Origin of the sequence: Winogradskyella marincola (assembly GCF_029624125.1) — a bacterium.
In the GTDB taxonomy this organism is placed as follows: Bacteria; Bacteroidota; Bacteroidia; order Flavobacteriales; family Flavobacteriaceae; genus Winogradskyella; species Winogradskyella marincola.
Genome location: NZ_JARSBN010000001.1, coordinates 383564 through 410535, shown reverse-complemented (window position 1 = coordinate 410535; position 26972 = coordinate 383564). Strand labels below are relative to the sequence as shown.

General features: G+C 34.8%; 22 protein-coding genes and 1 pseudogene. 5 read left to right on the top strand and 18 right to left on the bottom strand.

All coding sequences use genetic code 11. The features are described from left to right. The first annotated feature begins 46 nt into the window (after window positions 1-46). The 5 genes and pseudogenes from P7122_RS01950 (at window position 47) to P7122_RS01935 (ending at window position 2733) form a co-directional block, all read left to right on the top strand. Window positions 47-562 (top strand): hypothetical protein, encoded by a 516-nt coding sequence (locus tag P7122_RS01950; RefSeq protein ID WP_278004088.1) that lies wholly within the window; start codon window positions 47-49, stop codon window positions 560-562. Between the two features lie 3 nt (window positions 563-565). After that, window positions 566-1615: an AAA family ATPase gene (locus P7122_RS01945; RefSeq protein WP_278004087.1), complete on the top strand. Its 1050-nt coding sequence runs from the start codon at window positions 566-568 to the stop codon at window positions 1613-1615. Beyond that, a complete protein-coding gene (locus P7122_RS01940; RefSeq protein ID WP_278004086.1) occupies window positions 1616-1828 on the top strand; it encodes a hypothetical protein in 213 nt (70 codons plus the stop codon). It begins immediately after the preceding gene. 56 nt (window positions 1829-1884) lie between these two features. Further along, window positions 1885-2040 (top strand): annotated as a pseudogene (locus P7122_RS15835) (PG0870-related protein); the annotation flags it as partial. 66 nt (window positions 2041-2106) lie between these two features. Next, window positions 2107-2733, top strand: a complete 627-nt coding sequence (locus P7122_RS01935) for a DUF6371 domain-containing protein (RefSeq protein ID WP_278004085.1) — start codon at window positions 2107-2109, stop codon at window positions 2731-2733. Between the two features lie 157 nt (window positions 2734-2890). Here the strand turns inward: P7122_RS01935 and P7122_RS01930 are convergent, their stop codons facing one another. The 18 genes from P7122_RS01930 to P7122_RS01845 form a co-directional block, all read right to left on the bottom strand. Next, complete coding sequence (locus tag P7122_RS01930) at window positions 2891-3331, bottom strand: heavy-metal-associated domain-containing protein (RefSeq protein WP_278004084.1); 441 nt, start codon at window positions 3329-3331, stop codon at window positions 2891-2893. A gap of 32 nt (window positions 3332-3363) precedes the next feature. Further along, a complete protein-coding gene (locus P7122_RS01925) occupies window positions 3364-5139 on the bottom strand; it encodes an efflux RND transporter periplasmic adaptor subunit (protein ID WP_129760633.1) in 1776 nt (591 codons plus the stop codon). Then, the gene (locus tag P7122_RS01920) at window positions 5126-5611 is read right to left on the bottom strand and encodes a DUF305 domain-containing protein (RefSeq protein ID WP_129760632.1); all 486 of its coding nucleotides are present in this window, start codon (window positions 5609-5611) and stop codon (window positions 5126-5128) included. Before P7122_RS01920 ends, P7122_RS01925 begins: the two co-directional genes overlap by 14 nt. A gap of 17 nt (window positions 5612-5628) precedes the next feature. Next, entirely contained in the window at window positions 5629-8130 is a 2502-nt protein-coding gene (locus P7122_RS01915; RefSeq protein ID WP_134200226.1) for a heavy metal translocating P-type ATPase, read from the bottom strand. Between the two features lie 76 nt (window positions 8131-8206). Next, window positions 8207-8716 carry a helix-turn-helix domain-containing protein gene (locus P7122_RS01910; RefSeq protein WP_243832977.1) on the bottom strand — a complete coding sequence of 170 codons (510 nt, stop codon included), beginning with the start codon at window positions 8714-8716 and terminating at the stop codon, window positions 8207-8209. A 61-nt stretch (window positions 8717-8777) separates the two neighbouring features. Next, window positions 8778-9233 (bottom strand): heme-binding domain-containing protein, encoded by a 456-nt coding sequence (locus P7122_RS01905; RefSeq protein ID WP_129760629.1) that lies wholly within the window; start codon window positions 9231-9233, stop codon window positions 8778-8780. Beyond that, window positions 9234-9869, bottom strand: a complete 636-nt coding sequence (locus P7122_RS01900) for a DUF3347 domain-containing protein (RefSeq protein ID WP_129760628.1) — start codon at window positions 9867-9869, stop codon at window positions 9234-9236. A gap of 19 nt (window positions 9870-9888) precedes the next feature. After that, a complete protein-coding gene (locus tag P7122_RS01895) occupies window positions 9889-10257 on the bottom strand; it encodes a heavy-metal-associated domain-containing protein (RefSeq protein ID WP_129760627.1) in 369 nt (122 codons plus the stop codon). Window positions 10258-10295: 38 nt separating this feature from the next. Beyond that, entirely contained in the window at window positions 10296-12650 is a 2355-nt protein-coding gene (locus P7122_RS01890) for a multicopper oxidase domain-containing protein (protein WP_129760626.1), read from the bottom strand. 3 nt (window positions 12651-12653) lie between these two features. Continuing rightward, window positions 12654-13889 (bottom strand): TolC family protein, encoded by a 1236-nt coding sequence (locus P7122_RS01885; RefSeq protein WP_278004083.1) that lies wholly within the window; start codon window positions 13887-13889, stop codon window positions 12654-12656. Then, entirely contained in the window at window positions 13886-17587 is a 3702-nt protein-coding gene (locus tag P7122_RS01880) for an efflux RND transporter permease subunit (RefSeq protein ID WP_278004082.1), read from the bottom strand. The genes P7122_RS01885 and P7122_RS01880 overlap by 4 nt, the downstream gene beginning before the upstream one ends. A gap of 109 nt (window positions 17588-17696) precedes the next feature. Further along, window positions 17697-18110, bottom strand: a complete 414-nt coding sequence (locus tag P7122_RS01875) for an HYC_CC_PP family protein (protein ID WP_250432543.1) — start codon at window positions 18108-18110, stop codon at window positions 17697-17699. Between the two features lie 60 nt (window positions 18111-18170). Then, entirely contained in the window at window positions 18171-20132 is a 1962-nt protein-coding gene (locus tag P7122_RS01870) for a heavy metal translocating P-type ATPase (RefSeq protein WP_278004081.1), read from the bottom strand. An 11-nt stretch (window positions 20133-20143) separates the two neighbouring features. Beyond that, window positions 20144-20350, bottom strand: coding sequence for a GDCCVxC domain-containing (seleno)protein (locus tag P7122_RS01865; RefSeq protein ID WP_084176750.1), 207 nt, complete (start codon window positions 20348-20350; stop codon window positions 20144-20146). Next, the gene (merTP, locus tag P7122_RS01860) at window positions 20350-20943 is read right to left on the bottom strand and encodes a mercuric transport protein MerTP (protein WP_036122966.1); all 594 of its coding nucleotides are present in this window, start codon (window positions 20941-20943) and stop codon (window positions 20350-20352) included. Before merTP ends, P7122_RS01865 begins: the two co-directional genes overlap by 1 nt. A 58-nt stretch (window positions 20944-21001) precedes the next feature. Next, a complete protein-coding gene (locus P7122_RS01855) occupies window positions 21002-21418 on the bottom strand; it encodes a Fur family transcriptional regulator (RefSeq protein WP_278004080.1) in 417 nt (138 codons plus the stop codon). Between the two features lie 2 nt (window positions 21419-21420). Then, the gene (locus tag P7122_RS01850) at window positions 21421-22626 is read right to left on the bottom strand and encodes an efflux RND transporter periplasmic adaptor subunit (protein ID WP_278004079.1); all 1206 of its coding nucleotides are present in this window, start codon (window positions 22624-22626) and stop codon (window positions 21421-21423) included. A 4-nt stretch (window positions 22627-22630) separates the two neighbouring features. Continuing rightward, a complete protein-coding gene (locus P7122_RS01845; protein ID WP_278004078.1) occupies window positions 22631-26965 on the bottom strand; it encodes a CusA/CzcA family heavy metal efflux RND transporter in 4335 nt (1444 codons plus the stop codon). Window positions 26966-26972: the final 7 nt, after the last annotated feature.

Below are 26972 nucleotides of genomic sequence, written 5' to 3'. Positions count from 1 at the left end.
TTTGTTTCCGTAGGACAATGTCCCACATAATTAAAACATTATGTATATGGAAACCAAAATCAGTATTAGAGTAGACGATTTTACCAAAAATCAACTAGAAACTTTTGCACAAAACGAGAGTAAGACACTGTCGACTTATATTAGGGAATTACTTAACGAACATGTAAGTTTAGATTTATATGAAGATGAGTATGAGGTATTAGAATCACCTGAAACCTACGAATATCCAAAAGAGTATTGTATTGATATTAAACCTGAGTTTGAGAAGTCTTATGGTTTTACATTTTTGTTAACTTGGTTGTTTGCTAAAAGTATGAATAATGCATGCACATGTAGCAAGGATAACCTAAGGGATTTAAAAGCTCTAGTTGAATCGGTTATCGACTCCAGTTCTTTTTCTAATGATCTAAAAATGGAATTTGTCAAAGTCCTTAATGATATTAATAGGGTTTTGGTAGAAGCCAACAGTTCTTCAAATCAGTTTTACTTTTCAATAGCAAATCATCAAGGTAGTTTTAATTATTACCTGTTAATGAGTGAAGTATGGAGCGTAAAGTACTAATGTATGAGTAGTAAGATGTTAAATGGTAATTTAAGAACCGAGTTGGGTGAGCAATTAAAATCAGCCAAAGTACAAAGGCTGATAAACGTCAATCACAATGAAGGCCTAATAATTAAGACTGCTAACCAATGGCTTGATGAAGCTAAGGCAACTCCAATACCAAATATGCTATTTAGTGAATTCTGGTACGAGAATGAACTTTGCATTCTATTTGCTGACACTAATTTAGGCAAGTCTATTTTAGCTGTACAAATAGCGCAAAGTATAAGCGGTGGAGTTCCTATTGATGGTTTTAAATTGGAATCAACTCCAAAAAAAACATTGTATCTGGATTTTGAATTGTCATACAAGCAGTTTGAGAAACGCTATTCAGAGGAATATACTAACCACTTTGCATTTTCTGAAAATTTACTGCGAGCGGAGTTAAATCCTTATCACGAATTGTCTAAAAAATTCAAATCGGTTGAAGATTATATATGTGCTTATATAGAGACCTGTATTAAAGAGCACAACGTTGCGGTTGTTATTGTGGATAATATGACCTACTTAAAGAATGATAACGAAAAGGCTAAGGATGCTCTGGATTTGATGAAAAAACTAAATAAAATCAAAAAAACATACCAGGTTTCGATTTTAGTACTTGCTCATACGCCTAAACGTGATGAGTCAAAGCCAATTTCAAAAAATGATATATCTGGCAGTAAAATGATTGTTAATTTTTGTGATAGTGCGTTCGCCATAGGTAATAGTACAGAGGCTGCCAATCGTAGGTATTTAAAACAAATTAAACAACGTAATACAGAGCATTTGTATCATGGTGGTAATGTTGTGGTATGTGATATAAATAAGAATTTCAACTTTTTAGAGTTCCGCTTTATTGATTATGATAACGAAGTGACTCATTTGAAGAGTTATGACAAAATGGGTCTTGAAGAAAGAGACGCTGAAATGGTTAGACTTCTTAATGATGGTCTCAGTAATGTGGCAATCGCAGAACAATTAGGAGTTTCAGAAGGAACTATTCGTATTCGTAGAAAAAAACTTGGTATTTAATTGAAAGCTACCGACGTATATAATATAGCCATTGCACTTCCATCAGAGGAGCTTAGTTTGCTATATGATATGCTAGGTAAAAAAGTCATGTCGATTCCTGATTCTGGAATCAAGAAACGCAGAAAATGTTTACCAAGATTTACAATAGATGATGGACTTAGGTATTTGTTGGAGAATATTATTGATAAAAATAAAGAACAAGACGATTCGTAATATTCGTAATCAATTCTTGTTACGAATATTACGAATGAAAAGGAAAACATTTTAAGATGTATAAGTATTCACTTGATAAGAGCAGTAAAAAATTTATTTGTCCGTCATGCAACAAAAAGCGGTATGTTCGGTATGTAGATATTATTTCGAATAATTATCTGGACTATAATTTTGGTCGGTGCGACAGGGAAAGTAGCTGCGGTTATCACTCCAGTCCTAGTGGTAATACAATCGTCAGTCATACCCATGTGGTTACAAAGGAAATACATCCCACATTTATGAATGACGATTTATTGGGTGCTTATGGCAAGGACTATAACAACAATTGTTTTATAAAGTACTTAAAGATGCATTTTACAGTAAAAGAAATTAAGTCAGCTATTAGAAGGTACTTTTTAGGAACCTCACATCATTGGCAAGGTGCGACAGTGTTTTGGCAAATAGATCAGTTTATGAATATAAGGACAGGTAAAATAATGTTATACAACAAGAAAAATGGTAAAAGAGTTAAGGAGCCTTATTCACATATTACATGGATGCATAGTTTATTAAAAAAAGATAACTTTGTCTTACAGCAATGTTTATTTGGCATACATAATTTATGCGATTACAAAACAGATGACCTTATTTGTATTGTAGAGTCAGAAAAAACAGCTGTTATTATGAGTATGCTCTATCCTGAATATTTGTGGTTGGCTACTGGCTCCAAATCAAATCTAAAATATGAATTGATTAAACCTCTGAAGAATTATAACATTGTCTTACTACCAGATAAATCGGAATTTGAGGATTGGAATACTAAAGCTATGTTCTTTGGTAGAAATGGGTTTAGTGTAACATGTAATTCGCTTCTCAATCAACTTCGCGTTTCAAGTGGCTCAGATTTGGCGGACATTTTAATCTAATGATCATATCTAAATTTACTCAAAATATAATGTAATATATTGTACTCTTTCCCTAAGTCATCAATGCAAATGTTGGAGATATTTTCTGTGATTCTTTCTTATCTCTCGATAGGTATGTATGAAAGAGCCTTTGTGTAAAAGACTCTTTCCTTATTTATTAATGGTCGTGATTTGAATGGTCATCACTTTTCACTTCTCCAGATTGATTCATCATCATTTCGTGGTCGTATTGGCAACAACCAGGTAAATTTTTATAGGCTTCTTCATTTCCTGCTACTTTTTCAGTATCATACCCTGAAGCTGCGATTGCATTATGAATTGCCATTGCATCTGTTTTGGTATCATCAAAAGAAACATCAATCTTCTTTTTATCAACATCCCAATTGGCACTTGCCACACCTTCTACACTATTGGCTGCTTTTTCAATGGTATTTTTACACATCCCACAATTACCTCTTACACCAAAAGATAAGTCTGTCATTGCTATTTCATTTGACACTTCTGTTGTTGTAGTTTCTTCTATTTTTTTAGCTTCGTTTTTACAACTTGTTAAACCCATAGCTACTATTACAGCTACACTTAAAATTACTTTCTTCATTTTTTAAAATTTAATTGTTATTACTTGATTTATCATTCTATTACTTGTTTTACTTCTCCACAGGTTAGCATTGCTTCGCCAAAATATGGATTGATTACTTTTTCTTCTTTGCTTAACCAATAGGCTCCGTTATTGTTATCTGCCATAGGGCAAAATTCTACATAGACTTTTTCATTGACACCAAATATTTGAACCGCTTTTATTAAATGTGAAGACAAATGTTTAAAATGATTCCTTTGAGTTTTAATGTCTTGAGAACCGGCTATTGATGTCGTAGAAGCTTTTATGTCGCCAACTAATGACATCCAGTGATTGTGTGCTTCATCCTTAAGCAATTTCATATCTGTCTTACTCAAATTTGATAGTAACGAAGTTGCATTTTGCGAACTGCCTTTTGCGTCTTCTTTTACTAAAGCATCTTTTAAATTGATGTAATCATTGTATATCTCTTTTAATTGCTCTTGAAATTTCTCTGATACTTTTAAGCGTTCATTCATATTAGTATGGTCACTTTCTTTTTTTGATGTATTATTATCCATACCTAAATGACCTTCGTGACCTGTCATTGTTTTACCACCTTGCTTGTTCATCATTGACTTTTTGCCCTGTAGTTGTGCAGCAGCATCCACCGTAAACGTTCCGTTGGTAACAATTTCATTTCCTGTAAATAATCCCTCTAATACCTCATAATTATCACCGATTTTATTACCTAAAGCCACTTCTTTCAATTCAAAAACAGGTTCGTTTGGATTTGCTTTGAGATAGACTACAGAGCGTTCGCCTGTCCAGAGTACTGCTGATGATGGAATTGTCAACACTCCATTTCTATCAGTTTGAGTACTTTTAATTTCTGCGGTCACAAACATTCCTGGTTTAAATATATCATCGGTATTATTAAGAACTACTCGTAAGGTTACAGTACGTGTTTTTGTGTTTAAAACAGGGTTTATAAAATCTACTGTGCCTTTAAACTGTTTATTAGGATAAGCATTTGTTGATACGGAAACTTCTTGCCCTTTTTTGAATTGTTCAATTTGATTTTCATACACATCAAAATTTGCCCAAACCGTGTTAAGATTAGCAATTTTTAATAAAGGCTGACCTTGCTTAATATAATCGCCTTGTTCCACTAATTTTTCAGTCACCGTGCCTGAAACGGTAGCATACACAGGGAAATTTTCAATGACTTTTCCAGAGGATTCAATTTGGTTGATTTGAGTTTCAGACAATTTCCAAAGCTTTAATTTATTACGAACCGCTTTGTATAAAGCAGGTTGCGATGCTTTTAAAGAAGCCGCTGTAATCAATTCTTGTTGAGCTGCATATAATTCTGGTGAATAGATTGTTGCCAACAATTGACCTTTACGTACTTCTTCACCTGTAAAACTGATATTCAACCGTTCAATTCTACCAGAAAAATAACTCACTTGTACTGCATTTGCTTCTTCATTTTCAGCTATTTTACCCGATAGTTTGATGATTCCATTTTCTGCTGAACCATTACCTACAATTGTAGTTTGAATGTTTGCTAAAGCCATTGCATTAGCTGTTAATTTAAACTGGTCTGCTGTTAATCCATCTGCACCAGCCTCGGCAGGAATTAAGTCCATTCCACAAATGGGACAATCGCCTGGTTCTGGTTGCATAATTTGTGGATGCATAGAGCAAGTCCACATTTGATTAGTTTGTGCAACTTCATTGTGATTATGGTCTGCTTCTTCTTTTGATGAACCGCCAAATAGCAACCAACCTAATAATAAACCAACTGCTAATATTCCTAAATAGATTAGTATCTTATTTGTTTTCATTTTCTAATCGTTTTATCATTGCTTTCATTTCTTCTATTTCCTTGCGTTGTGCTTCAATAATATCTTCTGCCAGTTTTTTTACTTCTGGGTCTTGAATATCTGCCCTTTCACTTGTTAAAATAGCGATAGAGTGATGAGGAATCATTGCTTTCATCCAAAGGACATCACCAATAATTGGTGCTTGTGCTCTTACTAACCCTAAAGCCCCTATAAACAGAATAAAACTACCTGCAAGAATTGCTATATTTTTCTTTCTATCATTATACATTTTTCGCATAAAAAACCACATTATTACTGCCATTGCTGAAATACCCAAGCAAGTCATATAGAATCTTGTTAAACTAAAATACACGTGGTCTATTGAATAGGTATTTAAATACATTGTAATGTACATTGCTACAAATGAGCAAGCCAACATTATAAAGAAGGTTTTATAGTTTCCTTTGTTTGAGTGTTCTTTTGAATTTTCCATATTATTTAATTTTATGGTTATACTTTAATTGTTCTTAATCGTAATGCATTACCTATAACTGAAACAGAACTAAAACTCATTGCTAAAGCTGCAATCATTGGTGATAATAAAATTCCAAAAAATGGAAATAACACACCTGCCGCTATAGGAACGCCCAATGTGTTATAGATAAGTGCAAAAAATAGGTTTTGTTTAATGTTCTTCATTACTGCACTACTTAAATGACGAGCTTTAACTATACCGTGTAAATCACCTTTTACCAATGTAATCATAGCACTTTCAATAGCGACATCTGTTCCTGTACCCATTGCAATACCTACATCACTTTTTGCCAATGCAGGTGCATCGTTGATACCATCGCCTGCCATAGCAACCACTTTACCATTGTTTTGAAGTTTCTCGACTTCTTTTAATTTATCTTCGGGTAACATACTCGCTTTAAAATCTGCCAGATTCAACTCTGATGCTACCGCTTGGGCTGTATCGTGATTATCTCCTGTAAGCATTATCACATCAACACCATTATTTTGCAGTTCTTTTATAGCTTTTGCACTGGTATATTTGATTTTATCACCTATAACTACATAACCAACCACTTTTTTATCGATAGCTAAATATGAGACTGTTTTCCCTTGTTTTTGATAGGTTTTAGCTTCTTCCTTCATTTTAGAGGTGATTTCAGCATTTGCGTATTCCATCATTTTTGGATTACCTAAAGCCACTTTTTTATTATCAATTTCAGCTTCTACGCCCTTTCCTGTAACTGCACTAAAATTGGCAGATTTTAAAATTTCAGCATTAAGTTCTTTACCATATTTTACTGTTGCTTCTGCTAATGGATGTTCACTGTTGGTATTTAACGAGACGATGTATTGAAGTACCTTTTTGTCGTTATAATTATCACTAAAAGAACCTACGGTTTCAACTGTGGGTTTACCTTCTGTTATAGTTCCTGTTTTATCTACAATAAGGGTATTTACCTTATTCATTTTTTCTAATGCTTCTGCATTTTTAATCAATACACCATTTTGAGCACCTTTACCCACACCAACCATAACTGACATTGGTGTTGCCAAACCTAAAGCACAAGGACAAGCAATAATTAATACTGCGATGGCATTAACAAACGCATATACATAGGCTGGTTCTGGCCCCCAAATACCCCAAACAATAAAAGTGATAACAGAAATAATGACTACCACAGGTACGAAGTAACCCGATACTTTATCTGCAAGATTTTGAATAGGGGCACGACTTCTACTAGCATCGTTTACCATATGTATGATTTGGGAAAGTAATGTGTCGCTACCTACTTTTTCCGCTTTCATCAAAAAGGCTTGGTTGCCATTTATTGTACCGCTACTGACTTTATCTTCTTTAACCTTATTAACTGGGATAGGTTCACCAGTAATCATTGATTCGTCAATACTGGTTTCTCCCTCTGTAATAATACCATCAACAGGGATTTTATCACCTGGTTTTACTTTAAGAATATCGTTAAGTTCTATCTTGTCAATACTCACTTCAACCTCTTCACCATCAACTATTTTTATAGCTTTGTTAGGTGCTAATTTCAGTAATTCTTTTACAGCGGAATTGGTTTTACTATGCGCACGAGCTTCCAATAATTGACCTAACAATACCAAGGTTAAAATAACTGTTGCCGCCTCAAAATACACGTGAACTGCTCCCGATTCGGTTTTAAACTCATTGGGGAACACATCAGGAAATACCATACCTACCACACTAAATAACCACGCTACACCTGCACCTATACCAATAAGTGTAAACATATTGAGGTTCCACGTTTTTATACTTCGATAAGCACGTTCAAAAAACATCCAAGTTGCATAAAATACCACTGGAATGGATAAAACGAATTGTACCCAATTCCAATATTTCTGTTGCATTATATTGTATAAAGGATTGTTATTAAGCATTTCGCTCATTGCTATTAAGAAAATAGGCAAAGTAAAGGCTGTTGCTATCCAAAATTTTTTCAATAGTTTTTTATAGGTCTTTTCTTCAGCAGAAAGGTCTGGTTGCATTGGTACTAAATCCATACCGCAAATAGGGCAAGAACCCGCTTCATCTTTTACGATTTCTGGATGCATTGGACACGTCCATTGCTCTTTTTGCGATGTAGAAATATTTTGTTCTTCAACCAAATCCATACCGCATACAGGACAATCACCTGGTTTGTCGTAGGTTTTATCACCCTCGCAATGCATTGGGCAATAAAATGTGCCTGTTCCTTTGCCTTTTGGGGTTTTCTCCGTTTTAGGTTTTGAATGGTGATGATGTTCACCTTGATTATGGATACTATATCTACCACCATCATCTTTTAAAGCCTTTTGAAAGGATTCTAAAGAAATATGCTGTTCCATTTCTATAATGGCTTCGGCTTTTTCTAAATTAACCGATGCCTTTGAAACACCTTTTACTTTTGAAAGTGTTTCTTCAACGTGACTGCGACAACCGTTACAAGTCATTCCGTGTATATGATATGTATGTTTCATTGTTTTCATATTTTAAAGTTAACCCACAAAACTACCTTTCACTTGCCAGTATGGTTTTCCTAATATTGGATAATATTTATACAATTTGGTCTAATGGTTTTCTGCTATCAATTTGTAGGTTTTTAAAATCAGTCATAGACATTCCCGTTACTTGCTTAAACTGTTTTGCCAAATGGCTACTGTTTTTATAATTGAGACTATATGCTATTTCTGAAAAATTCAGCTCTTGCAACTGGATATATTCCTTAACCTTTTCAATTTTTAGGTTGATAAAGTATTTTTCTAATGTTATACCTTCTGACTTACTGAAGGTTTTACTCAATATGGAATAGCTCTTGCCCATTTCACTTTCAAGTTTAGCGAGTATAACATTTGTATCGTTCTTTTCTATGTGTTCAATAAGATTCACCTTAATCTTTTCAACCAATGCTTTTGTAGGGTCTTTAATCAATTCAAAACCTAGAACATTTAAATTCTTTTCAAATTTTAAATAATCATTATTTGGATTTTCTTTAACTGTTATTTTTCCAAGTTGGATAGCTTCTACTTCAAAACCTTCATCATTTAAAAGTTTAAGAATTGACATTTTACAGCGATTACAAACCATATTTTTTATAAATAATGTATGTGTCATTGCCAAAAAGGTTTTAGTTTAAACTATCTTTTAATTGATTAAAATATTTGATGATTTCTTGTTTTTTAGTATTTGTAAATACGGCATTACTATGAATAAATGTATATGATTTTAAAGGCATTTTGTCATCCTCTATTTGGCTGATTATTGACCTCAACTTACTATTCTTCCGTCGGCTGGAATAAGAATCCCATTCACTAAAATTCAATTCTTCTTTTCCTTTTTTAATATGTCCTTCAAGAAACCAAGCAACAGGTTGCACCTTATTGTACCAAGGATATTGTGTGTTATTACTATGGCAATCGTAACACGAAACCTGCAACGATTTTTCAACCGTTACAGGTACGTTGTTCACGAGCATAAAATCGGTTTGTGGTATGGTTTCACTTTGGTTGTAATCCACAGGAAAAAACTGTATGGCAACCAAAGCAATTAATGCTATCCACGCTATGATTTTTACAATCTTCATTTAGTTGATTTCACGCTGTACTTTACCACATTTTAGCATTTTATCACCGAAATAGGGATTTCTGATTTCTTTGTTCATACTCAACCAAGCACCACCCTTGTTGTTATCGTACATTGGACAATACTGCTGGTAAATGGTCATTGATGTTCCGGTGATTTCTACCATATCAACCATATCCTTGCTCAATACTTTAAAATGTTCTCTTTGGTGCGCTATGTCACTTTCTGAAATATGTTCTGCGTGTTCAGTGGCATCTTCAATAATATCCTTTAGTTCGCTTTGCTTATCATCTGAATATTTAGAAGTATCAAAAGCCTTAAGTGATTTAGCCAATGTGCCTCCTAAATTTTTCGCTTTTGCGTTGTCATCGGCTACCAAAGCATCTTTAAGGTTGAAATAATCATTTAATACGACTTGTGAGGTACCATTTCCATTCATTGCCATTTCCTTTTTATCACCATCGTGATGACCATCGCTATTATCGTGATTCATTTTTGAATGGTCTCCATCTGCATTCATCTCTGAATGATGCTCTGTTGAATCATTCTTGTCTGTTTTGGCATCTTTACAAGACACTGCTGTAAGGGCTACAAATGCTATTGCAACTACTCCGAATACTAATTTTAATTTGCTCATTTTGTTTTGATTTTAACTATTATTTGTTTTTTGTTTCTTTTGGTGCTGATAGTTCCATTTCCCTATCATACTGACAACATCCTGGTAAATTATTATAAGCATTTTCATCTGCTTTTACTTTTTCTGTGTCATAACCTGATTTTGCTATTGCTTTATGTAAAGCCATTACATCTGTTTTTGTATTATCATAAGAAATAGACATTTGTTTGGTTTCTTTATCCCAAGATGCTTCAAAAACACCATCGATATTATTTACAGATTTTTCAATGGTTGATTTACACATTCCACAATTACCTCTAACACCAAAAACAGTTTCTGTTTTTGATTGTGCAAAGCCTACTGTTAGTGTCATAATTAATACGATTGATGTTAAAATTGTTTTTCTCATTTTTTCTTTTTTTAATTATTACTTATTTACATTTTAAATTAGAATCTTGCTAAAAGACCACCACCCCAACCATATCGGTTGTTATAGTTTCCTTGAATTGAAAAGTTTCTTGACAGGATGTAAGAAAGGCCAACCAACCATTGTGTTTCACTCTCATAAGAGCTATTCCCTATATCATTTACCCATCCAAAGTCTGCTCTATATTCATACTCACCTTCCAGAAAAATTCTTGGGAAAAGCAATAGCTCTCTATCCAAACGTACTCTTGGGCGTAGCTGATTATCCATACTCACATCTACATTAAACCTATAAGGTGTAAAGTATTTTACACCAATAAGACCAACTGTATTGAACTCATCGAAGGAATTTGGTATTTCTGTTTCTGTATTAACACCTACGTAGAGACGTACCCAATCATTTAGGTATCTATCATAGTTTACTTCGGCTTCAAGATTTCTGTCATAATCGAACTCTGCTCGTAAACCAAATCCATTTCGGATATTAGTTGACATCAAAAAGAGTTCGTTAAAGTTTGAGCCTGCACGCAACAATCCCCAGGAATAGTAATGGTCTGTTTCATCAACGAGTTTTTGAGCGGGAAAATCCTTCATCCTTACATCCCTTGGGGTATCATAACTAAATACTCTTGCCATACCACCCATCATATGATATAGGACGTGACAATGAAAAATCCAATCACCATATTCTTCGTTGTAGAACTCTATAACCACTTTTTGCATTGGCGGCACGTTAACCGTATGCTTTAATGGTGAACGTTCTCCATTTTCGTTAATCACTCTAAAATAATGACCGTGAAGATGCATTGGGTGATGCATCATTGTTAAGTTATTTAATGTTATTCTGGTAACCTCTCCTCCTTTAATTTTAATCTTATCTGTTTCAGATAATGGCACGCCATTTATACTCCACACATAGCGTTGCATATTACCTGTTAGGTTGAGTAAAAGGTCATTTACAGGTAAATCTTCCTTATAAGTGGTATTTTCTTTTGCCTTTAAAAAATCATAGTTGAAATAGGTTTTACGTGTATTGTAATCAAAAGACCTAGAGTCTTTCTCCATCATAGACATATTATGGCTCATTGGCATAGAATCCTTTTTCATATCCATCTTTTTGTCCATTTCCATTTGCATATGATTATCATTCATATTCATTTGGTTATCCATCTTACCATCTTTCATCGACATCTTATTATTCATATCCATATTCATCTTACCATCTTTCATATCCATTTGCATTCCATACCTTTTCATTAAAGCTTCAGGTGTATTTTTCTTTTGATTACCTGCCATTGCTGGCGCTCCCATTTTCATATCCATTTTGGCCATTTGCTTCATCATAGCGACCTTGTCTGGTCTCTCCATTCTTTTTGCTGGATATAGCGTTCCCTGACCCAATCGTAAGGAAGTGCTTCCAGAGCCATCCTGTGTTGTGGCGGTAACTTCTAAAGTACCATCGGGAATGGTTACGATAACATCGTAGGTTTCGGCAATACCAAATAGAAATCGGCTTTTAGATACGGGTTCCACATCGATACCATCTCCTGCAACAATCATAGGGTTTCCACCACCAAAGTCCATCCAATAATAGGTAGAGGCAGATGCATTGATAAAGCGAAGCCGTACTTTTTCGCCTGGTTTGAATTCTGGATATTCTGCTAACGACTTTCCATTGGTTAGAAAGGCGGGATAGTAGATATCGCTAATATCAGCCCCTTCCATACGGTCTCTCCAAAATTTCAGTTGAGCACCAAAAGCACCTTCTGAAATGACTCTACTCAATGGTACTGCTGTACCTTTTTTAACTTGATACCACTCGTTACCTCTTTTAAGGTTTCGTAGCACGTTCAATGGTTTCTCGTTTGTCCAATCAGAGAGTAGCACCACCAAATCTTTATCATATTCCAAAGTTTTTTCTTTTGGATGAATGATAATAGACCCATAAACACCTTTCTGTTCTTGTAACATTGTATGGGAATGGTACCAATACGTACCTGACTGGTTGATAGGGATTCTGTATTGAAAAGTCTCTCCTGGTTCGATTGGGGGTGTATTTAAATAAGGTACGCCATCATAGAAATTTGGAAGTATCAACCCGTGCCAATGCACAGAGGTTTCCACATCCATTTTGTTGGTAACATTAATAATAGCAAGGTCGCCTTCATTAAATTCCAAAACTGGTCCGGGAATACTACCGTTGATAGTCATACCTTTGGCGGTTACACCAGCTAGTGTCATTTCATTTTCCTCAATAGTGAGATTATATTCTTTTATTTTCCTTCCTTCTTCATTTCTATCATCTCCATTTGTCCCTACTTGGGCAAATGCAATTGACGTTAGGAATAATAGAAGTATTGTGTTTAATGTTTTCATTGTTTACTGAATTAAATAATTAATTATGACACTTTGAACATAGTAGGTTTTAATGGATTCTATTTGGTTCATTTGAAACTTTAACTGCAATTCTTGAATATCAAGGACATCGTTAAAATCAATCGTGCCAGTTTCGTAGCTTTTGATGAGAATTTGCTCTGCATCTTTAGCTTGTTTTAGGTTTTTTGTTGCTGTATTATTGCTTATTCTTGCTGAAATACGGTCGTTAATAGCTTTATCCAATACCGTTATTAAACTGTTTAAACGCTCTTGTTTTTGATAATTGATTTCTTGCTGTTCCAGTTCGTTTTGTTTGGAAATGGATTTGTATTTCTTATTGAAAATTGGAATTGATACCGAAACCATAGGCATTACAATATCTTTACCGTTATCCGAAAAATTCATATCTTGTCTTTCTTCAACATTGATATAATCTAACCCGAAACCAATCATTGGACTGTTTTCTTTTTGATTTAGTAATTCTGATTTTTCTACAGACTGATAGAGTTTATCAAACTTTACTAATTCAGGATGTACCGATAGATTTTCAGTATTGATTTCAAAATCTTCCATAGGAATCGTTAAACTGTCTACCACATTAACCACAACATCATTTTTCCTATTCAAAAGGTTATTAAAATTGGTTTGTTCTGCTAAAAACTGTTGTTGCAACACATCTTTCAACTGTTGTAAATCATTTTGTCGCATTTGTAAACGCAAAACATCTACTGCCGATGCTTTACCTACCTCAACAGAAGTCAACGCCATTGTTTCATAGGTTTCCAACAATTTGATATTATCTCTCAAGATTTGCTGTTTTGCTTGGTTTGTATACAGGTTGTAATAGGATTGTGATACTGAAGCCATTAGTTTACGTTTGGCAATAACGATGTCTTCGTATTTCGCATCTGCCAATGCGGTTACATAATCTTCACGAGAAGAAATTGTACCAAACCAAGGCAACATTTGTTTTGCTGACACTTTAAACCTTTGTGCACCTGTACGTGTTTCTGGTTCACTAACAAAATAGCCCACGCCAAATTCGGTGTTTGGAATGGTGTTGACTTCATTTACTTTTTCTGAAACTCTTTTGTACTGTAACTCGAATTTTTGAATTTCGGGATTGTTTTCCAACGCTTCATTAATTAAAGTTTCTAATTGTTGGGCGTTTGCAAAAAGACTCAAGAAACAAGAGCCAAGAGCCAAGACGATTTTTATATGTATTGATTCATTTTTCATTTTAATGCTCTTTTAAGTTGAACTTCGGCTTTCCAGCTATATAAAACTGGTACAACAAATAAGGTGATTAAAGCAATTAACATTCCACCGAAACTCGGTATGGCCATAGGAATCATAATATCACTACCTCGTCCTGTTGATGTGAGTACAGGCAAGAGTGCTAAAATGGTTGTTGCGGTAGTCATTAAACACGGTCTAATACGTTTTTCACCTGCTTCTACAATAGATGCTCTAATTTCCTTTTTTGTTTCTGGTGAATTTCTGTCGAAAGTTTGTGTTAAGTAGGTTGCCATTACAACACCATCATCAGTTGCAATACCGAAAAGTGCAATAAACCCAACCCAAACGGCCACACTTAAATTAATGGTGTGCATTTGGAATAAATCACGCAGGTTTTCACCAAAAACACTGAAGTTTAAAAACCACGATTGTCCGTATAACCATATCATTAAAAAACCACCTGCAAACGCTACTGCAATCCCTGTAAAAACCATTAATGATGTACCCACCGAACGGAATTGGAAGTACAGAATTAAAAAGATGATAGCCAATGCTAATGGTACAACTACCGATAAGGTTTTTTCGGCACGTAATTGGTTTTCGTAAGTTCCTGTAAATTGATAGTTAATTCCTTTTGGGACTATTAATTCACCTGCATCAATCTTGCTTTGAATCATTGCTTGCGCATTTTCAACTACATTGACTTCTGCATAACCATCTAGTTTATCAAACAACACATAGCCCACTAAAAAGGTATCTTCACTTTTTATGACTTGTGGACCTTGCTCGTAACGAATGGTTGCCAATTCGCTTAAAGGTACAGGACTGCCTTTTTCAACAGGTACATAAATTTGCTCTAAATCGGTTGGATTAGCTCTTAATTCTCTTGGGTAACGCACACGTACACCATAACGCTCACGACCTTCCACGGTTTGGGTTAATGACATACCACCAACAGCTACTTTTAATACGTTTTGTACCTCTTCAATACTTACACCATAACGTGCAATTTTTTCTCGGTCAATATCAATTAGTAAATACGGTTTACCTACAATACGGTCTGCAAAAACGGCTTCATCCTTTACACCTTCAGCTTCTTTTAAAATGGTTTCTAACTGCATTCCAAAAGCTTCAATTTCTTTTAAATCTTGTCCTTTTATTTTGATTCCCATTGGTGCACGCATACCTGTTTGTAGCATTACCAATCGAGTTTCAATAGGTTGTAGTTTTGGTGCTGATGTGACACCTGGTAATTTGGTAACTTTTACAATTTCGTTCCAAATGTCGTCTGGTGATTGTATTTCTGGTCGCCAGTTTCGGTAAAACTCGCCATCATCGTCTGGGATTAATTGTTCTTTTGCATTTAGAGATTGCCACGCTTCACGTTGCTCCGCTCGCAATGACATTCCGTTTTTTAATACATACTCACCATCATTGTTGACCTTATAGCGTTGACGCCCTCCTTTATCATTCAGCATATATTCAGGTTTGTATTGAATGATGTTTTCATACATTGATAATGGTGCAGGATCTAAAGCTGATTCTGTTCTTCCTGCTTTACCCACAACGGTTTCAATCTCTGGAATACTGGCTACTGCCATATCCAATTGCTGTAAAACGCGCTTATTTTCTTCTACTCCAGAGTGTGGCATTGAAGTTGGCATTAATAGAAAAGAACCTTCGTTTAAGGATGGCATAAACTCTTTACCTGTGTTTTTCATTATGAAAAATCCTGCAATGACAATTGCTGTAGGTATGGAAAGAAATAATAATTTATTGTCTAAACACCATCTTAAAATACGTGTGTAGTATTTAATGAATAATGCAAATACACCTAATAATCCAAAGCAAATAATAGCTACAAAAACGAGGTTTAAGAAGATGCTTTCATTTACGCCTAACGGTCGCCAATATTCTGCTAATAAGAATACAATTGCTGAAGCCGAAATGATGATGTTGGCAAAGTTTGCCTGTTTATCTGAAATCTTGTTTTGAAGATTTAATAAAGCTGTTACGCCAAAAGCGATGAGTATGACACCTAACCAATATCCATAAATTATTGCTGCTATTCCTAATACTATTAAAACACCGTTTAAAGCATATTTAAAATGTTTTTGAATGCTCTTTTTTCGGAATAAAAAGGCCGCAAACGGTGGTATTAGAAATAAGGCTACAATTATGGACGCTGTTAAAGCAAAGGTTTTAGTAAATGCTAATGGTCTAAATAGTTTTCCTTCTGCACCAATCATTGTAAATACAGGAATAAAACTGATAATGGTTGTCATTACTGCGGTTACGATTGCACCAGATACTTCTGCTGTTGCGTTGTAAACGACTGTGTTTATTGGTAATTTGTTTTCGTTTTCGTCTAAATGCCTTACGATGTTTTCTGAAAGTATGACACCAACATCTACCATTGTACCAATAGCAATAGCAATACCTGATAGTGCTACAATATTGGCATCGACACCAAAGAGCTTCATTGCTATAAATACCATTAACACCGCAACAGGTAATAGCCCTGAAATCAATACGGAAGCACGAAGATTAAATACCATTATGATAATGACCAAAATGGTAATGAGTATTTCTAAAGTTAAGGCTTCATTGAGTGTACCCAATGTTTCTTGAATCAATTCTGTACGGTCGTAAAATGGTACTATAGTTACTTGTGATGTTCTACCATCTGCCAACGTTTTTGTAGGTAGTCCTGCGCTTAATTCGTTTATTTTGGCTTTTACATTATTAATCACTTCCATTGGGTTAGCGCCATAACGTGCTACTACAACACCACCAACCACTTCTGCACCTTCTTTGTCTAAAATTCCACGTCTTGTTGCAGGACCTAAAGACACTTTTGCCACATCTTTAATTTTGATAGCTGTGTAATCTTCTGAAGTTACAACTGCATTTTCGATGTCTGCTATGGATTTCACATAACCCAAACCACGTACCAGATATTCGGCTTGATTGATTTCTAAAGTCTGTGCTCCAATATCTCGGTTACTTTCTTTAACTGCTTTTACAATATGGTGCAAGCCAATATTATATTGACGCATTAACTCTGGGTTTACATCAACTTGATATTCTTGCACGTAACCACCAATAGATGCAACTTCAGATACACCACTTGCAGATGACAATGCATATTTTACATAGTAATCTTGAATACTACGTAATTCGTGCAAATCCCAACCACCCGTTACATTTCCATTTTCATCACGACCTTCGAGTGTGTACCAAAATATTTGACCTAATCCTGTAGCATCTGGTCCCAAAGCAGGATTAACACCATCAGGTAATAAACCACTTGGTAAGGAATTTAGTTTTTCGAGAATGCGACTTCGACTCCAGTAAAACTCTATATCTTCTTCAAAAATGATGTAGATACTGGAAAAGCCAAACATAGACGAGCTACGAATGGTTTTTACTCCAGGAATACCCAACAATGATGTGGTTAATGGATAGGTAATTTGGTCTTCAATATCTTGTGGCGAACGACCATCCCATTTGGTAAATACAATTTGTTGGTTTTCGCCTATATCTGGAATAGCATCTACAGCTACAGGGTTGCTTGGTAAAAAACCTGTATCCCAATTAAAAGGTGCATTTACAGTTCCCCAACCTATGAAAAGGACGAGTAGTAAAACTGCTACGAGTTTATTTTCTATTAAGAATTTGATGCTTTTGTTTAGCATTGGTTTTGATAATTAAACAGTTAGACATTGGCGTTAGGACAACACCGAATACAGCAAATTATCCTTATGGCAAAAAGCCATAGGATAAAACAGTCTAATGTTTAAAAAATCAAATTAAATAAGTCTCGTCAATCTTGTAGATACGCCTTATGACGAGTGGCGGTTTGTATTCTTCGTAAGCCGTTACGTTTTTTTCTAAACCTTCAAAAAGGTTGATGTAAGTATATACAAAGGATGCAATGAATACTTGTTGCTCAAAAGAAATTTTATCAATGGTAAGTTGTAACTCATCTTGACCTTCAATTGATAATTGCTTATTATCACAACAATTTTTCTTGGTGATTGAACAGCTTTCTGTTGAAGGGTTGCCCATTTCCATTCCGCAACCTTTTACATTTTTTAGAAATGCTGTTTCAACCAAAGTACCGCCACAATAATGCATATTGACCGTAAATGACAATGTAGAGAATAACACTACAAAAGCCATTGCGAAAGCCATTATTTTATGCAATACTTTTTTCATTGTAATTGCAAAGTTACGAAATTTTAACAAATACTTATTTAATTAACAGAAGTTTAATGCTCAACTCCATTTCATTTTCTGTAACCTTACCGCATTTAGAATTGCTAATAAAGCCACGCCTACGTCTGCAAAGACAGCTTCCCACATAGTTGCTAAACCACCTGCTCCCAAAATCAGTACAATTACTTTAATACCAAAAGCTAAAATGATATTCTGCCAAACAATTTTTCGTGTGGAACGACTTATTTTAATGGCTCTAACTACTTTTGAAGGTTGGTCGGTTTGAATGATAACGTCTGCTGTTTCAATAGCTACATCACTACCCAAACCACCCATTGCAATTCCAACGTTACTTGCTGCTAAAACAGGCGCATCGTTTATACCATCCCCTATAAATGCTACTTTATTTTCAGGATTATTTTTTAATATTTCAACTTCGTTTAACTTATCTTCTGGAAGTAAATCACCTTTTGCATTTTCGATGTTCAACTCTTTAGCGACTTGTTGAGTAATGGAATCTTTGTCACCGGAAAGCATCATAATATTTTTGATACCAACTTTTTGTAATTTGACAATTGTTTCTTTGGCATCTTCTTTTAATTCGTCTGCTATTACCACATAACCAGCAAACTTGTTATCTATTGCAACTAATACAATAGATTCTACAATATTTTCCGTTTCCGCTGGGACTTCTATATTATTAGTAATCATTAATGCTTTATTACCTACTAAAACTGTTTTACTATTTACAATTCCTTTTAATCCTTTACCTGCAATTTCAGAAACGTCTTGAGCTTCAAAATCTTCTCCTTCTGATTTATACTCTAAAATTGCTTTAGCAATTGGATGCGTGGATTGTTCTTCCATCGCCATTAAATATTGCATAAATTCGGTTTCTTTCCAATCAATTGCTTTTACTTCTTTGATTTTAAAAACACCTTTAGTTACGGTTCCTGTTTTGTCCATTACCAAAGTATTTATCTTGGTCATTGCATCTAAAAATGAAGCACCTTTAAATAATATTCCATTTTTTGAAGCTGCTCCCAATCCACCGAAATATCCTAATGGAATTGAAATCACTAACGCACAAGGACAAGATATTACCAAGAATATTAATGCTCTGTATAACCAATCTCTAAATATATAATCATCTACAAAAAAGTAAGGTATAAAAGTAACACCAATAGCCAAGAACACTACAATTGGTGTGTAGATACGAGCAAACTGTCTGATGAATAATTCTGTTTTAGACTTACGAGCTGTAGCATTTTGAACCAAGTCTAATATTCTCGCAATAGAACTATCTTCAAACTTGTTGGTTACCTCAACTTCAATAACACTTTCTAAATTGATACTACCTGCGTAAACCTTTGCTTCTTTTTGAATGGAATCTGGTTTGCTTTCTCCTGTTAACGCAGCTGTATTTAAAGATGCTTTTTCGGATAATAAAATGCCATCCAATGGAATTTTTTCACCTACACGAATTTGAATTTTCTCTCCAATATTGACAACTTCAGGCGAAACACTTTTATAATCTCCCTCACGAAATACATTGGCTTCTTTAGGTCTAACATCTAATAATGCTTTTATATTTCCTTTTGCACGATTTACAGCAGCACTTTGAAATAATTCGCCTACTGCATAAAATAGCATTACTGCAACACCTTCGGGATATTCACCAATTATAAACGCACCAATTGTGGCAATAGACATTAAAAAGAACTCGGTAAAAACATCGCCTTTTATAAGATTTTTCCATCCTTCTTTTACCACAGGAAAACCAACAGGAATATAGGCTACCACATACCAAAGAATACGAATCCATCCAGAAAAATGAGGAAATGCTTCAAAATAATCTACAGCAATACCAACTATTAACATTACGAAACTGAAAATAGCTGGTAAATAGGTGTTTAAATTTGAAACACTTTTAGGATTGCTATGATTGTGACCATCATCGTGAGAATGTTGTTCTTCTGAATTTGGTTTTAAATCTCTTAAATTGACTTTCTTTTTTTTCATTTAGTTTTGTTTTAGCAACAACTTTTGTTTTGTTGAATTGGTGGACAAGGAACTGTACCATAAGAACAATACACACAACAATCACCTTCGTTTGGTTTTAGTACCGTTTTACAATTCTCGCACTCGTAAAAGAATTGACAAGCATTTGTTGGCATATCTTCTTCTTTTTTATGTCCGCAGTTAGGGCAAGTGATTTCCGATTTTAATATGGTTTTCATTAATTTTCTTTTTTATCAGTTACTTTATAACCTGTTGCGTTAATTGCTTTCTCAATTTCCGCTTCATTTGTTTTAGTTTTATCATACTCAATGATTGCGTTACCATTTTCGTATGATGTTTTTGAGTTTACAATTCCGTTAAGTTTATTTACTTCGTGGTTTACGTGAGCTTCACAACTGGCACAAGTCATTCCACTTATTTTATACTCTGTTGTTTTTATATTTGATTTATCAACGACAACAATTTGTTTCTCTGAATTGGGATAAAACATACTTGAGTAGTATGGGAAAGCCAACAACACTATTGCGAATACTGTTACAACACCTAAAAAGGTTTTTGACTGCATAAATTTTGGTTTTTCATCCGTTTCACATTCACAGTCTATTTCTTTTTCTGGTTTTAGTTTTTGATACCAAGCAAATAGAAGAACTACTATTGTTAGCCCTATTAAGTAAGGTCTAAATGGTTCTATCCAAGAAAAAGTTGAAGCAAATCCACTTGTTCCCGCGATTAGAGCCAAAACTGGGGCTATACAACATAATGAAGCTGTAATTGCTGTAAGCAAACTTGTTATCGCTAATTTACTTTTCATAATTACTTAATTCTTTGATTTCAAAAATGCAATTAAAAACAGTGCAATGGAAGTGCAATTATTGTCCACTACATTTATCACAAATACCTTTTACTACCAAGTTTACATTTTCGGAAATAAAACCTTCAGGAACCTTGATTTGAGGTATTTTGTGGTCTGTTAAACAAACTGTTTCACCACAATTAGTACAATGAAAGTGTAAGTGTAAATCTGTTTTAATATCGCAACTACAACCTTGCTCACACAACGCATATTTGGTGATGCCCGTACCATCGTCTATTTGGTGCACGATGCCTTTTTCTTCAAAAGTCTTTACGGTTCTGTACAAGGTTGTCCTGTCTGCTTTTTCAAAAGCATTTTCAATATCACTTAACGTTACAGCAATTTCTTTTTCTGCAAGAAATTTATAAATAAGCAACCGCATTGCCGTAACGCGAATATCTTTTGAATCTAATAATTGTTCTATTCTTTCCATAATTAATGAGTGTGTTCTGCATCTCCTTTTTTCATTTCTGCTATAAGGTAATAGGCATTATTGTATGCAAACTTGGTATTTACAGGTGTTTCTTGTGAAAAAGCAACTGCTATCCAACCTCCATCTTTCTCTCCAGTTATCACTTCTATAGGCTTAAATGCCCAATTTTCCCCTTCTTTTTCTACTATAAAAACAAAGAATCTATCGCCATCTTTTACAATGGCACTTTCAGGCAATGCCTTTGTTAAAGCATTATCGGTTTGTATTCTTCCTTGAATGTACATACCAGGAATGAGATTACCTGATTTATTTTCTATTTCGGCGTGCACGTGAACCGCTTTAGGGTTGTCTTCAAAGGTTTTGCTTACCGAGTAAATCTCGGCCGTAAGTTCTGCATCTGGTATGGATTGAACACTAAAAGTTACTTTCTGCCCTTGTTTTACTTTATAGACATCTTTTTCAAACACCATTAAATCTGCGTGCACGTGATGTGTGTTTACAATCTCGAACAATTCAGTTTGTGGTTCTACATATTGTCCTGTCTTAACCTCGACTTTTTGCACAAAACCTTCAATGGGGCTTCGCAATGCTATGCGCTGTGCAATTGTTCCATTGCGAACTGATATAGTGTTAACGTTGAGTATTCTTAATTGCGCTTCTAAACCATTAACCATTGCTTTTGATGCTTGATATTCTGCTTCTGCTTTCTGGAAATTAGCACCAGAACCAACACCAGCATCGTATAATTTTTGTTGACGTTCATAATTTTTCTTTGCAAGCTCGCTATTGCTATAAGCGTTTAAATAATCCGTTTGCGCTTGTATGATATTTGGGTGCGATAGATAAGCCACAACTTGACCTTTATTAACCTTATCACCTTCAATCACTTCAATTGAAACGACATTTGCACCAACAACAGTAGTAATAGCTGCTTCGTTTTGTGGTGGTACTTCTAACGTTCCGTTTGCTTCTACATAGCCGCTCATATTACGTAATGCCAACGTATCTATTTTCATTTTTAAAGCATCGAATTGCTGTTGTGATAGCATTACTTCTTCGCTTTCATTATGTTCTTCATTAACTTCTGTTTTTTCTTCCTCATCGTGGGAATGACCATCATTCTCGTTATGATTTTCTTTATTTCCGCAAGCTGAAACAAAAATGGTTAACACCATTACGGTAAGAATTTTATATATTTTATTTTTCATTGTCTTATTGATTAAAATATTGTAATTGAAATGTGCTTTCTAAATAGTTTACTAATGCAGTCTGTGCTTCAAGTTCCGATTGAATGGCTTCTTTTATCAACTGCGTAAATGCAGTATAATCTATTTCGCCTTCTCTGTACGCCAGTAATGCACCTGTTTTTTGCTCTTTTGTTAATGGTAAAACTTGGTCTTTGTAAAACTCCCAAGATGTTTTCCATTTCATATAATTTTCTTTAGCCTGAACAAACCTTGATTGTACTTCCTGTTTTTTGAACGCTACATTGGTTTCTGCTATTTCTTTATCAATTTTGGAACTTCTAATTTGTGCTTTGTTAGTACCTGATAAAAACGGAATGGAAATACCTGCTTGATACGTGTAAAACCCTGAATTGCCATTTACTTTCTGTATACCACCTTGAAGATTGAACTTTGGCAAATTATCTGCTTTTGCAGCTTTATATTTAGCTTCCGCTTCATCTACAATGTTCTGCGACATACTGTACAATGGATGACTTTCAATACTGAACGTTTCCATATCACTATCTATCGCTACCTCAAATTCATCTGAAACTGTAAAAATTTCTTCTGATACCAACCACAAATTGAATTGCTGTAAGGCAATAAGGTAATCACTATAGGCTTGCGCTTTTTTATTTTTAATTTGAAACGCTTGATTTTTTGCTGCCGAATATTCTAATTTAGAAATGGCTTCGACTTCATAATTTAAAGCTACTGCTTGTTCAAATTTGGAATAAATGGAATCCAATTCCTTATACAAATCATAGTTTCGTTTCATTTGATAACATTTTGACCACGCTTTTTTGACTTCCAATTCCAGTTCTAATTCGGAAAGTTGAAAGGCTTTTTGTGCCAATTGAATGCGTTGTTCTTGCAGCTTCTTTTTTGTACCAATTCCAAATAAATCAATGTTGGATTGACCAACACCTATGGTTGTATAGATGCCATTACCACTATTAATTTCTTCACCACCTGTAAAAATTTGAGTCGTTCCGAAATCATAGGCAGTCGCTTTTAATTGCTCTTGTTTTGTAATTTCCAACTGCTTTTGTTTGAGCAATGGATAATTACTTTTTGCGAGTTTAACAGCTTCCTGTAATGAAATTTCGGGAATTGTATCATTCAACTCTTGTGCATTACTTTGTGGTGAAAAGCCAAATAGTAATAATACAACTGCTGTTGCTGTTACTAACTTTTTATTTGGCTTAAACGTAAAAGATTTGTTTTCTACCCAATGATATAAAATTGGTAAAACAAATAAGGTAAGCAAAGTTGAAGTTAATAATCCACCAATAACTACCGTTGCCAAAGGACGTTGTACTTCTGCACCAGCTGATGATGAAATAGCCATTGGTAGAAAGCCTAATACATCTGTAAAAGCAGTTAGCATAATAGGTCTGATTCTTCGTTTAGTACCTTCAACTATTCTATCCTTTAGATTGGTTACACCTTCTTCTTTTAATTCGTTGAGTCCGCTTATCATTACCAATCCATTTAATACCGCAACACCAAACAACACAATAAAACCAACACCTGCCGAAATACTAAATGGCATATCACGCAACCATAAGGCTACTACACCACCAATAGTTGCCATTGGGATGGCTATATAAATCATTAAGGTTTGAGGTAGTGATTTTAATGCAAAGTATATTAGTATAAATATGAGTAATAAGGCGATAGGAACAACGGTTTGTAATCGGTTACTGGCACGTTCTAAATTTTCAAAAGCACCGCCATAGCGTACAAAATAACCCGATGGTAGTTCCAATTGTGCATCTAATTTTGATTTTATTTCAGTTACTAAAGATTTTACATCACGTCCTCTCACATTGATACCTACATAGGTTCTTCTGTTGGTATTGTCCCTACTTATTTGCATAGGTCCCGCTTTATAAGATATATCAGCTACTTCACGAAGTGGAATTTGTGCACCTGAAGGTAAATTGATGTACAGGTTTTGAACATCTGTTATATCCTTTCGGTTTTGAGAACTTAAACGCACCACTAAATCGAAGCGTTTTTCACCTTCAAAAATCACACCTGCTGTACCACCTGCAAATGCAGATTGTACGGTTTGATTGAGCGTATTTATTTGAAGTCCGTATTGTGCTAATTTATTCCGGTTGTAATTGATGGTCATTTGTGGTAAACCCGTTGTGGCTTCCGCTTTCATATCTCCAATACCTTCAGTACCTGCAATAATTTTAGATATTTCTTCAGCTTTTTGGGATAGTATGTCAATGTCTTCACCATAGAGTTTAATGGCAATATCTTCACGCACACCTTCAAGCAACTCATTAAAACGCATTTCGATAGGTTGAGTAAATTCATAATTAACACCAGGAACGATTTCAACCGCTTCTTTCATTTTCTCAATCAATTCATCTTTTGTCTCTGCTGTTGTCCATTCGCTTTTAGGTTTCAGAATAACAAAAACATCAGCTAAATCCATTGGCATTGGGTCGGTTGGTATTTCAGCAACACCAATACGACTCACAATTTTTTCGACTTCTGGAAATTTGGCTTTTACTATTTGTTCTATTTTGGTCGTAGTTTCAATAGTTTCTGTAAGTGAGCTACCTGGTTTTAAAATAGCGTGAAATGCAATATCACCTTCATCGAGTTGCGGGATAAATTCACCACCCATTCTTGAAAACATAAAAACGGTTATCCCAAACAACACAACTGCAATACCAATTACCCATTTACCTTTTCGCAAGGCTCTAACCAATAAAGGTTGATATTTGTCTTCAACCCAATGTACAAATCTATCTCCATAAGATTTTTTATCATTTTTTGGTGCTCTTAACACTAAAGCAGACATCATTGGCACATAGGTTAAACACAGTACCATTGCACCAATCATAGCAAAAATAAAGGTCAATGCCATTGGTTTAAACATCTTTCCTTCAATACCTTGTAAGGCTAAAATGGGTAGAAAAACGATAAGGATAATCAACTGACCGAAAAACGCAGCGTTCATCATCTTTTTTGAAGCATTAGACGCCACTTTATCTCGCTCTTTGGATGTAAGCTGTTTCTTTTTTAGTACTTGTGATGCAATGAGAAATACTGTACTTTCTACAATAATTACAGCGCCATCAACTATAATACCGAAATCTATTGCTCCCAAACTCATTAAGTTTACCCAAACATCGAACACGTTCATTAAAATAAAAGCGAATAATAAGGATAATGGTATTGTTGAAGCAACGATTAAACCACCTCGCCAATTACCCAATAAGAAGATAAGCACAAAAATAACTATCAATGCACCTTCAATAAGATTTGTGGTTACAGTAGAAGTTGTTTCTCCAATTAATTTACTTCGGTCTAATAAGGGTTCAATAATTACACCTTCAGGTAATGACTTTTCAATTTGAGTCATTCGCTCTTTTACATTGGCAATAACATCATTGGAATTTGCACCTTTTAGCATCATCACCAATCCACCTACAACTTCACCTTCACCATCTTGGGTTAATGCACCGTAACGTATGGCAGAACCGAATTGCACAGTTGCAATATCATTAATAGTTACAGGAATATTATTAACGGTTTTTACCGTAATTTTTTTAATGTCTTCTAAACTCCGTACCAAGCCTTCTCCACGAATAAAATTAGCCTGATGGTTCTTTTCAATATATGCACCACCTGTATTTTGATTATTGGCTTCAAGTGCATTAAAGACATCTGTAATGGTCAATCCAATTGCGTTTAAATCGTTTGGGTCAACCGCGACTTCGTATTGTTTAATTTTACCGCCTATGGCGTTAACCTCAACCACACCTTCTACCATTGCCATTTGACGTTGTACAATCCAATCCTGCATTGAGCGTAAATCTGCAATGTCGTATTTGTCTTTATACTCTGGTGCTACTTTTAAGGTGTATTGATAAATTTCCCCTAATCCTGTGGAAATAGGTCCCATAGTAGGTTCTCCAAAACCAGCTGGAATTTGTTCTTTGACTTCGTTTAGTTTTTCGGCTACTAATTGACGAGGTAGATAGGTTCCCATATCATCGTCGAATACGATGGTAACAACCGATAAGCCAAAACGAGAGATTGACCTAATTTCCTTTACATCAGGCAGGTTGCTCATTGCAACTTCCACAGGGTAGGTTACAAATTGTTCAATATCTTCTGTACCTAAATTAGGTGCTTGTGTAATAACCTGTACTTGGTTATTGGTAATGTCTGGAACAGCATCGATTGGCACTTTGGTCATACTCCAAATACCTGCTCCAATTATGGTAAGCGTAAGCAAACCAATAATGAATTTGTTATTGATTGAAAAATCAATGATTTTATTAATCATATAATGA

Bases quoted from the DNA above. Each gene is read 5' to 3' on its own strand.
- P7122_RS01950 (WP_278004088.1), top strand. From the start codon at position 47: ATGGAAACCAAAATCAGTATTAGAGTAGACGATTTTACCAAAAATCAA.
- P7122_RS01945 (WP_278004087.1), top strand. From the start codon at position 566: ATGAGTAGTAAGATGTTAAATGGTAATTTAAGAACCGAGTTGGGTGAG.
- P7122_RS01935 (WP_278004085.1), top strand. From the start codon at position 2,107: ATGAATGACGATTTATTGGGTGCTTATGGCAAGGACTATAACAACAAT.
- P7122_RS01930 (WP_278004084.1), bottom strand. From the start codon at position 3,331: ATGAAGAAAGTAATTTTAAGTGTAGCTGTAATAGTAGCTATGGGTTTA.
- P7122_RS01925 (WP_129760633.1), bottom strand. From the start codon at position 5,139: ATGAAAACAAATAAGATACTAATCTATTTAGGAATATTAGCAGTTGGT.
- P7122_RS01920 (WP_129760632.1), bottom strand. From the start codon at position 5,611: ATGGAAAATTCAAAAGAACACTCAAACAAAGGAAACTATAAAACCTTC.
- P7122_RS01915 (WP_134200226.1), bottom strand. From the start codon at position 8,130: ATGAAACATACATATCATATACACGGAATGACTTGTAACGGTTGTCGC.
- P7122_RS01910 (WP_243832977.1), bottom strand. From the start codon at position 8,716: ATGTCAATTCTTAAACTTTTAAATGATGAAGGTTTTGAAGTAGAAGCT.
- P7122_RS01905 (WP_129760629.1), bottom strand. From the start codon at position 9,233: ATGAAGATTGTAAAAATCATAGCGTGGATAGCATTAATTGCTTTGGTT.
- P7122_RS01900 (WP_129760628.1), bottom strand. From the start codon at position 9,869: ATGAGCAAATTAAAATTAGTATTCGGAGTAGTTGCAATAGCATTTGTA.
- P7122_RS01895 (WP_129760627.1), bottom strand. From the start codon at position 10,257: ATGAGAAAAACAATTTTAACATCAATCGTATTAATTATGACACTAACA.
- P7122_RS01890 (WP_129760626.1), bottom strand. From the start codon at position 12,650: ATGAAAACATTAAACACAATACTTCTATTATTCCTAACGTCAATTGCA.
- P7122_RS01885 (WP_278004083.1), bottom strand. From the start codon at position 13,889: ATGAAAAATGAATCAATACATATAAAAATCGTCTTGGCTCTTGGCTCT.
- P7122_RS01880 (WP_278004082.1), bottom strand. From the start codon at position 17,587: ATGCTAAACAAAAGCATCAAATTCTTAATAGAAAATAAACTCGTAGCA.
- P7122_RS01875 (WP_250432543.1), bottom strand. From the start codon at position 18,110: ATGAAAAAAGTATTGCATAAAATAATGGCTTTCGCAATGGCTTTTGTA.
- P7122_RS01870 (WP_278004081.1), bottom strand. From the start codon at position 20,132: ATGAAAAAAAAGAAAGTCAATTTAAGAGATTTAAAACCAAATTCAGAA.
- P7122_RS01865 (WP_084176750.1), bottom strand. From the start codon at position 20,350: ATGAAAACCATATTAAAATCGGAAATCACTTGCCCTAACTGCGGACAT.
- merTP (WP_036122966.1), bottom strand. From the start codon at position 20,943: ATGAAAAGTAAATTAGCGATAACAAGTTTGCTTACAGCAATTACAGCT.
- P7122_RS01855 (WP_278004080.1), bottom strand. From the start codon at position 21,418: ATGGAAAGAATAGAACAATTATTAGATTCAAAAGATATTCGCGTTACG.
- P7122_RS01850 (WP_278004079.1), bottom strand. From the start codon at position 22,626: ATGAAAAATAAAATATATAAAATTCTTACCGTAATGGTGTTAACCATT.
- P7122_RS01845 (WP_278004078.1), bottom strand. From the start codon at position 26,965: ATGATTAATAAAATCATTGATTTTTCAATCAATAACAAATTCATTATT.